Below are 16,589 nucleotides of genomic sequence, written 5' to 3'. Positions count from 1 at the left end.
TGCATAAATTAAAAGTTGTTAAGTGATTGTTGGCATAATTGCGTAAATAGAGCGAAATTAGCTGATGAAAAACGTTTTCTTAATTTATGCAGTTAGAAGAGGTGCAGAATGAAAAAACTTTTAAGTTTATTTGTGGTAGCCGCATTAACTTTGGGCGGCTTAACATCCTGTGCGAAACAGGAAGAAAAAAATGATTCGGGGAAAAAGCCGGTTAAATCTACTGCGGCGGGAAAGTCCGAGCCTGCAAAAGCTGAAAAAACGACGATTACAGTATGGCATTCAGCAGATGCTTCAATTGCAGACACTTTAGAAAAGAAGCTTAATTCATTGTTGAAAAATACAAAGGTGAAATTGGAACGTAAAGAAAATTTATCCGATTCATTGAAATTAGTCAGCAATGATCCCAAGTCGGCGCCCGATATGTTCTTATGGGCCCATGATAAAGTCGGTGTTTTTGCGGAAATGGGTATTATTGAACCGGTGAATAAGCTGATAAGTGACGATCAAATGAAAGACTTAATTCCTATGACCTTAGCAGCCGGTACATACAAAAAGGAAAAATATCAATTGCCGCTGTATTTTGAATCTTTGCTCTTTATCTATAATAAAGATCTGATGAAAAATCCGCCTAAGACGACAGATGAATTATTGGCCGCAGCAAAAGCGGAAACTAAAGACAATAAATATGTATTTGTTGAACAACACTCGACATCTTACTGTATTGCCCCGTGGTTACACGGTTTCGGCGGATATATGATAAATTCGGAAAAGAAACCGGGATTAAATTTACCTGAGACACAAAAAGCCTTGGAATATCACAAACAATTCGTGAAATATATGCCTGCAGACGGCGAGTATAATACCGTGACTACTTTGTTTACAGAGGGTAAATCGGCAAGTATCATCGGCGGACCTTGGCTGATTCCGGGATTAAAAGCCGCTAAATTGAATTACGGTATAGCGCCGATGCCGAAATTACCTAACGGCGAACCTTTGAAACCGTTCTCGGGTGTTCAAGGCTTACAGGTTGTAAAACAGGCGGCCGAAAATAAAACGGCAGCAGTTAAAGAAGTTTTGGCAGCAGCGATTAATCCGGAAGTCGGTATTGCCTTGGCCAAAGTTGCCAACTGTGCGCCGGCAAACAGTCAAGCTTATAAAGATGCAGAAGTTGGCAAAAATGAGATGATTTCCACTTTACGTGAAATGGCCAAGACCTTAGTTCCTATGCCTAATATCCCGGAAATGGATGTAATGTGGGGAGCAACAGACGGTTTGTTGGCTGAAATCAACAAAAACGGAAAGGATGTAGCCGGTTCTTGTGAAAAATATCAAAAACAGGCAACAGAGCAAATTGCAAATATGAAGTAATTAATCGGACCGACAAGTATAGTCCCCTTTTATACTTGTCGGTTTTTAAAAGGTTAATGTATAGTGGAGGTAAAAATGCAGAAGATAAATAAATTTAAGCCATGGATACATCAGCTGCCCTTTCTGGTTTTTATTTTATTGTTGGTTGTTTTCCCGCTTGCTTATACAATATATATTTCTTTCACCAATATGAGCGTTTATCATTGGCAGAATTTTCACTTTGTCGGAGGCGCAAATTATGCTAAAGCCTTATTCAAGCTGGACTCGGGATTTGTGCCGGCTGTATTGCGGACTTTATTGTGGACAGCTTTGAATCTTGCTTTGATGCTGTTCTTGGGCTTTATGATTGCTTTAGCTCTGAATGCGGAAGGCTTGAACTTAAAACGTGTTTATAAAACTTTGTTGATTTTTCCCTGGGCAATGCCCGGTTATGTTTCTATTCTGCTCTGGCGAATGGGTATGTTCAATACTGAATTCGGCTTCCTTAATCAAATTGTCAAAGCGTTCGGATTACCGCCGATAAATTTCTTATCGAGTAATACTAATGCTTTTATAAGTTGTTTAGTTGTTAATTTATGGTTGGGCTTACCGTATATGTTTACGATGATTGATGCAGCGATTCAAAGTGTCGATCGCAGCATTTACGAGGGAGCTAAACTTGACGGGGCAAGTTTTTGGAAAATGCATTTCTCTATTACTGCACCGATTATTTTACCGATTCTGTCTCCGGTTATTATTATGACGGCTTTTACCAACTTCAAACAATTCGATATTGTCTATTTGATGACTATGCAAACCGGTTCCAAGACAGGAGCAGACATAAACACCATTATTACTTATGTTTATGACAAAGCCTTTATCACGAGCAATTACGGCTTTTCAGCAGCCATTACAGGCTTAGTATCATTAATAATCATAATTCTGTATTTTGCAATGCAGAAAATTACCAATAAAAAGAAGGAGGTGGCATAAATGTTCAAGTATCGTCGCTTAAAATTGTGGATGGTTAATATTTTTCTGCTGTTGATGTGCGTTGTTACCTTAGTGCCGATTGTATATGCTTTTTCAGTTTCAATTAACGGTTCCAACAGCTTATTTTCCAGTGAATTCAGTTTATTCCCCAAACAGTTGACTATTGCGAATTATATTGCAATTATCAAAGATAAGCCTTTCCTTTCCTGGCTGAAAAATTCAATTACTCTCAGTTTTTTAACAGTTATATTGACGATGGGAATTACCATTCCGGCTGCTTATTCTTTTTCCCGCTATAAATTTAAAGGTAAAACACAACTGGGAAATTTGTTGCTGTTATTAAATGCTTTCCCGACAATTCTTTCTATGTTTGCCATTTATCGGATGATGAAGATTATGCATCTTATTAATACAATGACAGGCTTAGTGCTGATTTATTGCGGAACAATAGCAATTTTTGCTTTTTGGAGCATGAAAGGTTATTTCGATAGTATATCAATTGACATGGAAGAAGCGGCAAGGATTGACGGCGCTAATGATCTAAAGTTAATTGAGAAAATTATTTTACCACTTGCTATGCCCAATATAATAGTTACCTCAGTTCTTGTATTTATTACGGCTTGGAATGAATATATTTTCGCTACAATTTTTATTACAGGTGAAGCTAATTATACTTTGGCACTCGGTCTTTTTTCCTTACAGGCAACTGATTATTCCAGAAACTGGCCGTTGTTTTCAGCTGCTGCAATTTTAACTTCAATACCTGTTCTGTTTGTTTTCTTTTATATTCAGAAACATGTAGTGTCCGGCTTGGCAAGCGGCGGAGTTAAAGGCTGATTTAATAAAAATGAAAGGGATAAGAAGATGATTAATAGACAGGCCGTACGGCATAGACCGCTATCGGAATTTGCTTATGCACCGGCAGAATATTGCTTAACAATCAGACTGCAGGCAGCAAGAAATAACTTAAAAAGATGTACTTTATTTTACGGAGATCGAGTTGACCCGCATCCTCAAGTACGATTTCGTCCCCAAAATATGGAAAAAGTAGCAAGTGATGATTACTTCGATTATTATGAAACCACGATAAATAGTGAATATGATCGAGTATGTTATTATTTTTCCTTGGAATCGGCAAAGGAAACGTTGTATTTGTATGCGGACATTATGGCAAAAACTATACCGACTGAGCGCAGTGAGTTTTATCAGTACCCTTTTATACGGCGAGAAGAAATAAGCGATGTGCCGGCATGGTTGAAGAAAGCTGTTGTTTATAATATATTTCCTGATAGTTTTGCCGATTCTGCAAGAAATCTGAGCTGTCAAGCTAAATCCTTTTTTGACCAAAAGACCGGACAAACATTACATTCCCGTTTGGGCGGTACGATAAGAGGAATAATTGCAAATATCGATTATATTACCGAGTTGGGTTTTAACTGTTTGTATCTGAATCCTATTTTTACGGCAGCAGAATATCATCGCTATGACTTGCTTGATTATTATCATGTATCTCCTAATCTGGGCACTGATGCCGATTTTAGAGAACTTGTACAAGCTGTACATGCACGAGGAATGCACATAATTATAGATGGTGTTTTCAATCATTGCAGTTGGTATTTTTTCGCTTTTGATGATGTTGTCAAAAATGGTGAAAATTCACGTTATAAAGACTGGTTTTATAATTTGCAGTTCCCGGTAAGGCGACCGGAAAGCGGCGAGAAACCGCAATATTCCTGCTTTGCTTATGAGCCGAAAATGCCGAAATTGAATAGTTCCAATCCGGAAGTTCGTAATTATTTTTTGGATGTTTGTCGTTATTGGATTGAAGAATTTGATGTAGACGGGTGGCGTTTGGATGTTGCTAATGAATTGGATAAGGACTTTTGGCGAGCATTTCGAAAAGTAGCTAAAAAAGCCAAGTCTGACAGTGTTTTAATTGCCGAAATTTGGGAAGATGCTGCATGCTGGCTGCAAGGTGATATGTTCGATTCAACTATGAATTATGATTTTCGCAGACATTGTCGTGACTTTTTCGCAAGCGGTAAAATAGATGCGGCCGAATTTAACAGCAGATTAATAAAAATGAATTGGCGTTATCCTTTTCCTATCGTTCAAGGTCAATTAAATTTGTTGGATAGTCATGATGTCAGCCGTTTCAGAAGTTTGTGTATTTGCCCTGAGCGTTTTTATTTGGCGGAAGTCTTTTTATTTACGGCTGTCGGAGTTCCTTGTGTGTTTTACGGTGACGAATTGGGGGTACAGGGGGAAGATGAATACTCGTGGCGAGGCGCTATGCCGTGGGATAAAGCTATAATTGATGATCGGAACTTTTTTCAGCATTTGATCCGAATTCGTCAAAATAATGAATGCTTAGTAAGCGGGAGTTTTCAGGTCCTTGATTATTCTCCGGCCGGTAATTTTGTTTTCGCTCGGGCAAGGGGGAGAAAAAAAGTAGTTGTAGCTCTTAATGTATCAGCTTGTGTGAATGAACAATTTGTCAATTTACCCTCTGAAACACCGATATTCAGCTACGGTTACAATCAGGACGAACATACGATGATGCCATATGCTTATGCAATTTGGGAGATTGAAGAAGATGAATAAAGGAAAAATTTCAAAACTGCTAGTCAGCTTAGGACTTGGATTGCTAGTATTAAATTTAATGATACGGCCTATTTCTGCGAAAAATAATAGTTTGCAGGGAGAACGCATATATCAATGCAGCTGGTAAAATCAAGCCGCTTCTCGGAAGCGGCTTTTCCTTACTCGTCGCTAAACGCTTTGCAGCCGGTAAATAACTGTTGACAGCCGAAAGTCGGAGGTATATGGTGAGGGAGTCGGGAGATAAATGTATAATCGACACGGAGAGTATATGCGTAAACTTGGATTTAAGACATTCGCTTTCAGTATTGCGATTTTAATGATATTAACCACAGCTTTCATACGACCGCTTGCAGCAACAGCAACAGCCGATGCGAAAGACAAGAGCAAACAGTTGCAGAACCTGCAGTTTGTTTTCAAACAGGGCGGAGCGGAGATTGCAAGCGACAAAATAGATTGGACCAAACCTTTTAATTTGCAGTTTGCCTTCAGCTTTGCCATCGTCGACAACCGTAACTTGGAAGCCTATAAAGAACAGGGCAAAACGGCGGCCATGCAGGTTGACGAGGGAGATTATGCCGAAATAGTTTTAGGTAAGAATTTTTCTTACAAGGGAGATGCAACTAAAGCAATTCCGGTGTATTTAGCCACCAGCAAGCAAACTATCGGCAACATCGTTATCAGCAAGGATAATGACGGCGTAACCAAGGCCAAAATTAAATTCCAAAGCTTGGAAAACGACCCTAAAGGCAAGTTCAATTATGAACAAAACGCCTGGACGGAACTGACAGTCAGCTTTGAAGCCCCGTTTGCAGCGGACACTAAGCCGGATAAACCGGATGAGCCGGTTGACCATATACAGGTTTTGGACAAGAATATTCCGGTCAAATTGCCGGCAGACCCGCACGCGCCGAAAGCAACATACAGCATGAACAAAAGCGGTACAGTTGTAGATGAACATACGGCAAGTTGGACTTTGACGCCCCAAGGACAAAAAAATAATAAACAAGTCTCTTTAGCCGGCTTGACAATCAAAGAAGATTTGAGTCAGGTAGGCGATTACATTGCCGACACCTTTACCGTAAACGGCCAAAAAGTTAAACCGACTTATGATGCCGCGAACAAATTGTTAACTTACACTTTAACAGAAACAGACTCTGCCCAAGCAGCGACACCCGGGCAGCCGGAAATCAAATTTAACACGCAAATAATTTGGAGCGAGACGGATAAACAGGGAAAGAGCAAAAAAGTCGAAAATACGGCGCTTTTATTGCAGGGACAGGAACAGGTAGCGTCCGCCGCAGCTTCCATCACAGTTGAAAGAAACTTAACCGTGACCAAGAAACTGGCAGGAGTTGAGGAAGATAAAAATACGCATGATCAAATTGTCAACTGGACGGTCGATTTTGGCAAAGACAAGCAAAAGCTCGGTAATGCCTGGATTATCGATACACTGCTGATTCCCACCAAAGCGAACTTGCCGAAACCGAAAGCAACCAAATTGACACTGCAAAGAAAAGTCGTCAATAACGGCAAAGAAGAATTACAGCCGGTGACTGTTAATACCGTCAGCGAGATTCCGGCGCAGCCTGACAAAACACAGGCCTATAACGTAGGTGAGAAAGCACCGCAAATAGCCATACCGAAAGATAAAAAACTGTTACAGGCGACAGGTATATTCCTGCCGGAAATGACGGGCGAATATGTCCTGCAGATCAGCCATGTGTTTGCTCCCGACGTGAATTTGAGCCAAGCGATTTTACTTAACGCCGATGATGAGGATGATGGCCTTTACAAATCCTATGAACAGGAATTGTTGAAGAACATAGCGACAGTTACTGTCGGCCCGAAAGACTGGGCGAACAAACCTTTACCGCAGGACGCCTTCAGCGCCGACTCCTCCGCCTCTTATCAGGCAGCACCGACCTTGACCAAAACGACGATTAACGATCCTGATGCCGACGATTTGCGCCAGGGAATATTGCCTTGGAAAATTAACTTGGAATACGACAATATGTTCCCTTCCAAGGACGGCAAATTTTACGAAATATTCTATTACGGTGATTACAACGCCTTAAAAGCGGATTATAAAAGCTCCAAAGGCCTGCAGGCCGAGGGCTTCGACAGCAAGGTGCTGAACACTTATTTCCGCTTGAGTTACAACTACGGTGATGACCCGGTAGAACTAAGCTGGCCGATTAACTGGAATATCGCTTATGTCAAAAACTCATTTGCCTCGACCACTTTGAATTTGGACAAAATCGTGCCGCTGAAGTGCGGTGACAAAAAAGTCGGAGAAATTCTGGTAATCAGTCCCAAAGCATCCGAGCAGAAAGCTTTGAAACACGAGTTTACCCTCAAAACACAGCTGCAAAATTTGCTCAGCGGCAAGGAGGGCGAATTCTCTACGGCGCATAAATTGTCCATGCAAGCTAATAACCATGATGTATATTTGCATCAGAGAAATACCGTAGTTTTCTCCGGCGACCCTTCTCTCAAAAATATACAAACGAGCGAAGAACGTTACCATCTGGAAGGCGATATTCTCAGCAAGCGGATTTTGCCGCGCAACGTTGATCTTGAAAATGTCGGCAGCATCAATAATGCCGGTGCTGCTCAGGATAAATTATTGGATTGTCAGGATCACGCTATCTATTTCCGCGTGACAGTCAACGCCATGGGCATAAACTTTGCCGATTATCAGAAAACGCTGGCGACCGACAGCCTGAAAAATGTTGATTTCAGTCAACTTGTCCTCAAAGATAAGCTGCCTGCAGGTTGGAAGATTGCCCCGATTAAAGATCAAGAGAATTTCGTGCTTTATCAGGCGCAAAAATCCGCTTACAAGCTCGGGCAAAGGTTCTTCTTTAGCGGCCTCTACGATAACTCCAACGGTCAGTACCAATACGGTGAGGATGCACAGGCTGTCAAACGCCTGAGCGCCGCCGAGGCAGCCCAAATTCTCGATTTTACCCCGAATACTGCAACTTGGAAATTTAAGAACTACAACAGTCAGACTTATATCCTCGTTTACAAATTGCAGGTGCCGGAGGCGGATTTCGCCGAACTTTTGCAAAATTCAATCCAAGGAGATAACGGCAGCACCATGAGCAATGAAGTGGAATTAAGCTTCAACGACAAGCTGCCCCATACCGCCAAATGCGATTTCGATGCCAAAATGTTGTTATTGGAAAAGACTGTACCGACTTTGCAGACAACGGATAAAGGAAATACCGTCATCACTTGGAAAATTGATTATCGTCCGTACACGGCGAATTTGGAGAAAGTGGAGCTGATTGATACTTTGGATAAGAATGTCGGTGTCTATGTTGATGCCGCCGGACAAGTGGATTTGAGCAAATTCAAAATTACCTGCAACAGTTCTCTGGAAACTTCAGGCTACGATCAGACCAAGTTTACAGCTTGTGAACTTGTGCACCAAGCGGCCGCGGGCAAAGTCGTTGTCACTTATGATCGGAAGCAGCATCAGTTGCATTTCGTTCTGCCGCAACCTGCAAACGATAAGAAGATTGCATATCATATTGAATATGAAACATCGTTGGTTCCGACCGATTTGACTGCCGATACTATTTCCAATAAGGTCAATGCTCTGGTTAACGGAAAAGAGATCAAGGCAACCGGACAAGTTACGGCCGATGTGAAAACCTATGCCGCCTGGGCGGATATGAAAAAGGGCAATTTCTTCGTCTTTGCGAAAACGAATGCGAAGGATGCTGCAATTCCGGTGGCCGATGCGCAGTATGTTTTGAAGCAGGGCGATAAAGTTTTGCATAATTATACGACCAATGCTGCAGGCCGGATTTACATTTTTGATTTGGCCGACGGTGATTATGTTTTGCAGGAAACTGTTGCCCCCAAAGGTTACAAGTTGAATTCCGAGCCTTTGAAGTTCTCGCTGCAGCAAGGAAAACTGAAGCTGCAGGCGGCGACTGTAAGTGGTACGGGTAAGTTGGACAGCCCGATAGGTTTGAGCGATGAACCGCAGCCTGCGCCGCAACCTGGCCCTGGTCCTGCACCACAACCGGGGCCTGGACCTGCACCGCAACCGGGACCTGCACCGACTGCAGGGGAGTCCACGCCGATACAGGAAACTACAACTGTGACCAATAATGAGAACAAGAGAAAAGCACATGCCGTCAGCAAGACAGGCGAAGTAGCCGGCTCGAGTTTATCCTTGGTCACCTTGGCCGCACTTCTGTTCTCGCTTGTCTATAAGAAAAAACATTAATTTGTTAGCTAATTTGTTGATCGCTTAATCGGCGGCGTCGGGGTGAAAATTACCGGCGCCGTTTTTCTTTCATTCTGTAACTGCAACTGCAGGAAAAGGCTAGTAGAGCAGCTTAATACATTTTTCTCTCCGGCCGATAGAATCACTGTATATTGCCACTTCATCAGCATATTTCGCTTGAATTAAAGAATTAATAATCCTATTGGCCGAACGTTTGGTTAAACCTAAAATCTCAGCTAATTCAGCCGCCGTGACCGTATCACGCTTATTAATTTGTAAATAATTGAACAGCTTGTATAAATGCTTGCGCAAAATTCCGGTTTTTCCGGAAATTTCACTTACAATATCAATAGATATTGCCTGCGTATCGGCAGAAAAATTCAAGCGCTTAATTTTGCGCTCCGTGTAAATTGCCAAAGGATAATCAGCATCAGTAAAAGAATGAGCGTAAATGGAGTTGGCAATGCAATTCTGAATATTGTTGCCGTCGGCAATACTTATTCTCAGCTTACTTCTAGTCGCTTCATCCAGACTGTTTTGCAGATAAAGACATAATTGATCGATGTTGGAGCAAAAATTACTTATTACTAAATGACGCCCGTTACTATTCAAATAAATACCTTGTACGAAAGAGGCATAATCGTTGAAAAAACGTTCTTGCTCATCAGGAGAGGCAGCAAAAATCAAGTTGTGGACCGTGATGTTTTTATGTTTATTACTTTCCAATTCAATTTCCCGGATCAGTTTTTGAAAATCGGCCATCAAATCATATTTCGTAACCGGAATACGATAACAGGGAATATTTAAACTCTTCAATGTATCATAAGTGTAACCGAAAGCTGTAAAAATTACGTCAACTTTACCCTGCTTATAAAGCTCAATGTAGGATAGAAGATAGTTGCTTTCACTTACCTGTTGATCATACTCGATGACAGTTGTTTGCTTAAAATTCAATTCATATTGGGCAATTAGATATTCTACCAGCTTCTTGTCTATAATATCGAAAAGCGGTTTTTCATAACGATTTTTACTGTGTAAATAAGACACTATACATTTACTGAAACCCAAGACCAAACGTTTGGCATAAAAAATAGGGACGGTAGGATGAAAATTATTGATCACTTCGTAGTATACAGCCTTACCGGTAGCGAAGATGCCGTCAATATTAGAGGGTAAAGAGGCAATCTGAAATTTTATGTTGGATGTATCTTCGGCATAGCAACAGACAATTTCTACCGCCAAATCGGCTACCATATCTTTAATTTCCTGTACGGATTTTTTTGTTCCTATCAATAATATTCTCATGTGTGAATTATAACAAAAAAGAAGGTGTTCCGCAGTAAAGCACTTTAATGAATAACGAAAAAACGATATTTGTGAAAATGCACAATTTTTAATTGACAAGAAGCAGCCTTTGTGTATAATTCTAATTAAAGACGTAATAAAGACATATAAAAGACGCCTTTAAGAAAACGTTACAGAAGAGCTTATCAAGGAAAGTGTGGCTGAATGTTAACTGATGTTAGAGCGTTAGCTTTAGAATATGAGAGTTTGTGTATAAAATTCAGACGGGATTTACACGAAATACCGGAGTTGGAACTGAATTTACCGGAGACAAGTAAGTACTTACAAAAGGTCTTACAAGAATACGGAATTGAATATCAGCTTCTTTTGGCCGGCAATGCTGTAGTTGCCCAAGTTAAAGGCCGAAAAGCTTCGGACCGGCAGCAGGAAAAATGCCTGGCAATCAGAGCTGATATGGACGGATTGCCGATTAACGAAGAAACCGGATTGCCTTTTGCCTCGAAACATCCGGGATTAATGCACGCTTGCGGCCATGATACGCATATGGCCGTTGCTCTAACAACTGCCGTTATTTTGCAGAAACATCCGGAATTGTTCCACGGCACGGTAAAATTCTTATTCCAGCCGGGTGAAGAAATTCCCGGAGGTGCGCTGCCCATGATTAAAGAAGGTGCTTTGGCAAATCCTCGCCCGCAGGCTGTTATCGGCTTACATGGAGGCAATTTGCTGGAAGGTGTTCCCAATGGCAAAATCGCATTCAAAAGCGGAGCATTAATGGCAGCCATGGATAAGTTTACTTTGACCATAATCGGTAAAAGCGGTCACGGTGCCAATCCTGACAGAAGTATTGATCCGATTGTGATTGCGGCAGAGGTAATATTAGCTTTACAAAAAATTGTGTCACGTGAAATTCCGCCGGTAGAAAGAGCAGTTGTTTCAGTTTGCAAAATTGTAGGCGGATTTACACAGAATATAATTCCCGATAAAGTTGTTTTGACAGGGACCAGTCGTAGTTTGAAAGCCGAAGTGCAGGATCTGATTGAAAGAAGAATCGGCGAAATTGCACAAGGAATTGCTCAAACTTACGGGGGACAGGCAGAACTTAAGTATGAACGTTACTATCCGATTTTGAAAAATGACCCGAAATTTACGCAAAGAATTGAAGAGTTGGCGCGGGAATTATTCCCGGACAAAGTAATAACTTTAGAAAAGCCGACAATGGGCGGCGATGATATGGCGTATTTCTTAGATGAGATACCGGGAACTTATTTCTTTCTGCTTAATTCACTGACAGATGCTCAAGGTCACTATTATTCCAATCATTCGTCTCACTTTGATGTATCTGAGTCAAGTTTAACTTCGGCTGTGGCTATTTATTTAGCTGCAGTTTGTGACTTTTTGCATTAGTAAATAGCCTGAAAATCTTGTCTGTTTATTGTCGTCGAGAAAACGGAAAGATGGAGCAGGTAAAAATATAGCTACGGCTAAATGAAGGAGTTTTTTATGAACAATCAGTGGTTTTATGCTAACCATCCTTTGATGTATTTAGTGTGCGGATTAGGTATTTTGCTTGTGTTGTTTCAAGCGACGATTATTCTGCAAAGGTCATTGAAATGCTCGAAGGAAATCGGAATGGATCAGCAGCAGGTAAAAAGAGGAATGAAGACAGCTTTTTTGAACTCTGTAGGTCCGGCCTTGGGCGTTGTGGGTTCCATATGGGCGTTAATTGTAACTTTGGGCGCTCCGATTACCGCTTTGAGAATGAGCGTGATTGGAGGTACAAATTATGAAACGATGGCGGCCAATTTCGGCGCGATGGCAATGGGCGGAGAATTGGCAACCGAGATGAATCCTTTGGTATATGCCAATGCCTTATGGACACCGGCTTTAGGTGTAATGGGATGGCTGATTTTCGCTTTCTTTTTCGCTCATCGGATGGATGCTGTGAATAACTTGTTGACAGGCGGTAGAAAGGCACTGTTGCCGGCAGTAAGTGTCGGTGCGATGTTAGGTGCTTTTGCTTATTTCAATGTTGACAGTATCTTAAAAATTACAGTAAAGCCGGAAATTACTGCAGCCGGAATTTTAGGTTTGGTGATTATGGTTGTTTGTCAAATTTGCGGTAAGAAAATTCCCTGGTTAAAACAGTGGTCGTTAACCTTTGCTATGTTCGGCGGGGCCATAGTTGCTGCTTTGATAATTTGATGGAGGTGGAAAATGGATGCTTTTGCTAAATATAATCGTAGTATTGTTCGAGTAGGACGCAGTACAATGGTTCTCGGCGCTGTTGCCTGTTTATTGCCGCCGCTGCTTATGGCTGTATATTTCGGCTTCTTCCCCGGTTGGGCAGCTGTAATTGCCGGTGCAATTTCTCAGATTTCAGTTTCAGGCGCTTTTTATTTCAGTGAGCCTATTTCTTATTACCCCATTGTCGGGACTTCAGGTTTATATCTTTCGATATTATCCGGTAATTCTGTTAATATGCGTATTCCGGCTGCAGCTACATCTATCGAAGCTTCAAGTTTTAAAACCGGTACTAGAGAAGGTGCGATTATGGGTACTATCGGAATGGCAATATCCGTTTATGTCGGCATTTTGTTCGTGTTTTTAGCTACCATTATGGGACAGACTATCATTTCCAATTTACCGGGAAATGTGCAGAGAATTTTGGGCTTAATCATTCCGGCTCTCTACGGCGGAATTTTCGGACAATTTGCCATGAAATCGTGGAAAACGGCAGTATGGGCTTTGGGCATTTCATTGGTTATGACTAAAGTGGTGCAGTTTTTACCGGGAAATCTTTCCTTTGTCGTTACTTTAACGGCCGTTTTCAGCTCGATTATGATTGCCAAAACTCAGATTGCAGAAATTGAAAAACATAGCTGATTGCTAAGTTTTCTTAAGAAAAGAGGTTTTTTATGGAAAATTTGAACAAACAGGAGTTAGTTGACTTATTCAAAACGATGGTTAACATTTATTCGCCGGCTCGGCATGAAAAGGCGATGGGCGATTTTGTGATTAAATTCATGCGCGAGTTGGGCGCGGAAGTTTATGTTGATCATTCGAATGAAAAATTCGGCGGTGATTGCCCGAGCATCTTTTGTAAATTGACCGGAACAGTTCCCGGAGAAGGTGTTACAATCTCCGTTCACTTGGATGTTGTTGAACCGAATAAGGGTGTCAAAGTAATTGAAGACGGAGATATTATTAAGACTGACGGTACGACAACTTTAGGCGCGGATGATAAGGGTGGCGTTGCCTGTGTTTTGTATTCTTTGAAATATCTTGTGCAGAAACAATATCCGCATGAAACCATTTGGGTGATTTTCACGCCGGGTGAAGAAACGGGCTTAATCGGTGCCAGAAATATTGACTGGCCTGAAGTTTATAAAAATATGCAACCGAGTAAGCGTGTCATTGTTGTGGATAATGCCGGTCCATCCAAATATGTTGCTTATAAAGCACCGACAGCGACGAATTATCGCCTGATTGCGCACGGCAAAGCGTCCCACGGCGGAATTGAACCGGAAAAAGGTATCAATGCGATTATGATTTTAGCGGAAACGATTTTGCAGTATAAGACGGCCAGAATTGATTCGGAAACTACAGCTAATATTTCGACATTCAAAGCTCAAGGACCTACAAATGTGGTGCAGGATTATGCGGAAGCTTATGGTGAAATGCGCTCACATTCAGAAGAGAAACTGGAGAATTATTTGGCGGAGTATGAGAAAATCGGTAAAGCTACAGCTAAAAAATATGGCGGTACATTTGAACTCATTAAGGAATGGCAGTATCCGACTTTAAACTCTCCTGATAATTGTGCTTTTGCGCAGGAGTTTATTGAAGTTTATAAGCGCATAGGTGTTGAGGCTGAGTTACAAGTTATCGGAGGCGGTTCTGATGCCAATTTCTTCGCTTATGAGGGCTTTAATTCGATTATTATAGGTGTAGGTATGATTAAACCGCATACATTGGAAGAAGCCATTGATACTAGGGAAATGTTGACGGCTTGTCAGGCTTTGTTGGCATTTTGGAAAAAGTAAGTTCAAGCTGAATATACTGAATCATATGAATAGGTCGGTTGCTGCGGCAATCGGCCTTTTTTGCTTTGCGTCGTATGCTGAGTCTAAAATGTTTTATTTGGCTTTTGCCTGACTCTTTGAACAAAAATGAAATTAAATGAACAGAATAGTGGGCTGAAAAGCTTAAAAAGCCAAAAAACGTTTCAAATGTTTCGTCAAATAGTGCAATATGCTATATTATTTTTGTTGTTAAACAACAAAAAATGTGCAAAAAAGCAAGAGGAATTTGGCAAATAATTGGACTTGCTTTTAATCGGTTAGGAGGAACATATGAAGAACTTATGCCGTAAAATGCTGGCACTTTTATTAGCGGGTGCTTACGCTTTCACTTTAACAGCGTGCAGTAATTCTACCGGTAATAAACAGACGAAACCGGAGGATGCTGCGGTACAATTAAGCAAAGTAGGGACATATCCCATTGCAGAGAAACCGTTGGCTATGACTATGGTTCGCCTGTCAATGCCTAATGTTGTTGATTTTGCAAGTAATGATTTCAGTAAATTTATTGCTCAAAAGACCAATATTAATTGGACGTATCAAACGGTAAATATGGATACGGCGGATGAACAAATCAACCTCATGATGTCCAAAAAGCCGTTGCCGGATGCTTTTTTATTTTCTACACCGAAAGTCAGTAAATACGGTGTTTCCGAGGGCTTGCTTCTGCCTTTGGAAAAGCTGATTAAAGAAAATATGCCCAATTTTATGGCATATGTCAAAGAAAAGCCGGAATTGTGGTCTCAAATCACACAAGCCGACGGTCATATATATGGCTTGCCGACAATTAACGATTGCTATCATTGCAAGTATCGCAACAAAATGTGGGTTAACATGCGCCATTTGCGGGAATTGAATTTGCAAGTTCCGACAACAACGGAAGACTTGCGTCAAGTTATGCAAGCTTATAAAAAGGCGCATCCGCAAGGAATACCTATGTCCGGATCAATAGACGGTTGGGGACACCAATTCTATGATTGGATCACTAATGCGTTCATTTTAGACCCCGGAGTTCAAGCCGGTAAACTTGTTATCAGCCCGGATAAGAAAATTGAATCAATCGCTGTAAAAAAAGAATATCGTGCCGCTTTGCGATACATGAACAGCCTATATAAAGAGGGCTTGATTGATGATAGTGCTTTTACACAGACAGCTGACAATTATCGTAAATTGATGAACAATGAGGGAGAACCTGTACTTTTCGCTCCCTTCGGTACAATTTCCGATGCTTATGATGCCAATTCCAAACCACAGGCGTATGCCGACTATCGAGTTATGGCTCCGGTCAAAGGACCTGAGGGCAAACAACATGCTACTTATTTCCGTTATGACGGAATTGCTGAGAATAAGTTTGTTTTAACTAAAGATTGCAAAAATCCGGCAGCAGCCTTACGTTGGATAGATTATTTTTATACGCTTGAAGGTTATTTAAGTATGCAGTTCGGTGCCGATAAAGACAAAGACTGGCGCCTTAATCCGACGGATAAAAAGGGCTTGGATGGCAGTAAAGCACTTTACGAAATAATCAATCAGTATTCTTCCGATCCGCAAAATCATGACTGGCAGGATGTCGGTTTGAATTTTGCTACTGAGAAAGTCCGCTTCGGTCAAGCAACGGATAACAGTGTTGATATCAAATCGGCAGCCGGTTTGGAAAAATTGCTTTACACGGAAACTAAAGAAAAGTGCGAACCTTATGCCCAAAATCCGAAAACCGATTATGATGTTTTACCTGTACTGAAATTTACGGCGGCTGAAACAGATCAGCTGAATCAAATTACAGTTGATGTGAAGAAGTATTTGGAAGAAAATCGTGCTGCTTTCATTCGCGGCGTGCAAAACCCTGATGATGATCAGGCTTGGGATAATTATGTGAAAGGCTTTGAATCGGTAGGCTTGCCGACTTTGATTAAGTTATCTCAGACGGCGTATGATCGTACTATAAAAAAATAAGCAATGTCGCAGGAGCATTACATGACTTATACAGAATCCCTCAAATCAGTCGGATTGTT

11 protein-coding genes are annotated in these 16,589 nt (G+C 41.3%); 10 read left to right on the top strand and 1 reads right to left on the bottom strand.

The window, feature by feature from the left end; all coding sequences use genetic code 11:
* The first annotated feature begins 108 nt into the window (after positions 1–108).
* The 5 genes from PYS60_RS05470 to PYS60_RS05450 all read left to right on the top strand — a co-directional run bounded on the left by PYS60_RS05470 (position 109) and on the right by PYS60_RS05450 (position 9,190).
* Positions 109–1,368, top strand: a complete 1,260-nt coding sequence (locus tag PYS60_RS05470; protein WP_315568304.1) for an extracellular solute-binding protein — start codon at positions 109–111, stop codon at positions 1,366–1,368.
* 75 nt (positions 1,369–1,443) lie between these two features.
* On the top strand, positions 1,444–2,340 hold the full coding sequence (locus PYS60_RS05465; protein WP_315568302.1) for a carbohydrate ABC transporter permease: 897 nt from the start codon (positions 1,444–1,446) through the stop codon (positions 2,338–2,340).
* Complete coding sequence (locus PYS60_RS05460) at positions 2,341–3,177, top strand: sugar ABC transporter permease (RefSeq protein WP_315568300.1); 837 nt, start codon at positions 2,341–2,343, stop codon at positions 3,175–3,177.
* A 27-nt stretch (positions 3,178–3,204) separates the two neighbouring features.
* Positions 3,205–4,944, top strand: a complete 1,740-nt coding sequence (locus tag PYS60_RS05455) for a glycoside hydrolase family 13 protein (protein WP_315568299.1) — start codon at positions 3,205–3,207, stop codon at positions 4,942–4,944.
* A 244-nt stretch (positions 4,945–5,188) separates the two neighbouring features.
* Positions 5,189–9,190 carry a prealbumin-like fold domain-containing protein gene (locus tag PYS60_RS05450; protein ID WP_315568297.1) on the top strand — a complete coding sequence of 1,334 codons (4,002 nt, stop codon included), beginning with the start codon at positions 5,189–5,191 and terminating at the stop codon, positions 9,188–9,190.
* A gap of 99 nt (positions 9,191–9,289) precedes the next feature.
* Here the strand turns inward: PYS60_RS05450 and PYS60_RS05445 are convergent, their stop codons facing one another.
* Entirely contained in the window at positions 9,290–10,495 is a 1,206-nt protein-coding gene (locus tag PYS60_RS05445; RefSeq protein WP_315568296.1) for a MarR family transcriptional regulator, read from the bottom strand.
* A 204-nt stretch (positions 10,496–10,699) separates the two neighbouring features.
* On the opposite strand from PYS60_RS05445, the gene PYS60_RS05440 reads away from it, so the two are divergent.
* From PYS60_RS05440 to PYS60_RS05420, 5 genes are all read left to right on the top strand, one after another.
* Positions 10,700–11,902, top strand: coding sequence for a M20 metallopeptidase family protein (locus PYS60_RS05440; RefSeq protein ID WP_315568294.1), 1,203 nt, complete (start codon positions 10,700–10,702; stop codon positions 11,900–11,902).
* Positions 11,903–11,998: 96 nt separating this feature from the next.
* On the top strand, positions 11,999–12,700 hold the full coding sequence (locus tag PYS60_RS05435) for a DUF5058 family protein (protein ID WP_315568293.1): 702 nt from the start codon (positions 11,999–12,001) through the stop codon (positions 12,698–12,700).
* 12 nt (positions 12,701–12,712) lie between these two features.
* On the top strand, positions 12,713–13,381 hold the full coding sequence (locus PYS60_RS05430; RefSeq protein ID WP_315568291.1) for a hypothetical protein: 669 nt from the start codon (positions 12,713–12,715) through the stop codon (positions 13,379–13,381).
* A 32-nt stretch (positions 13,382–13,413) separates the two neighbouring features.
* Positions 13,414–14,541 carry a M20/M25/M40 family metallo-hydrolase gene (locus tag PYS60_RS05425; protein ID WP_315568290.1) on the top strand — a complete coding sequence of 376 codons (1,128 nt, stop codon included), beginning with the start codon at positions 13,414–13,416 and terminating at the stop codon, positions 14,539–14,541.
* Positions 14,542–14,850: 309 nt separating this feature from the next.
* A complete protein-coding gene (locus PYS60_RS05420) occupies positions 14,851–16,530 on the top strand; it encodes an extracellular solute-binding protein (RefSeq protein ID WP_315568288.1) in 1,680 nt (559 codons plus the stop codon).
* Positions 16,531–16,589 lie beyond the last annotated feature (59 nt).

The sequence above is a fragment of the Amygdalobacter indicium genome, from assembly GCF_029101545.1.
GTDB classification, from domain to species: domain Bacteria; phylum Bacillota; class Clostridia; order Saccharofermentanales; family Fastidiosipilaceae; genus Amygdalobacter; species Amygdalobacter indicium.
Note: the sequence above shows the minus strand (reverse complement) of the source record. Positions and strands in the feature narration are given on the sequence as shown.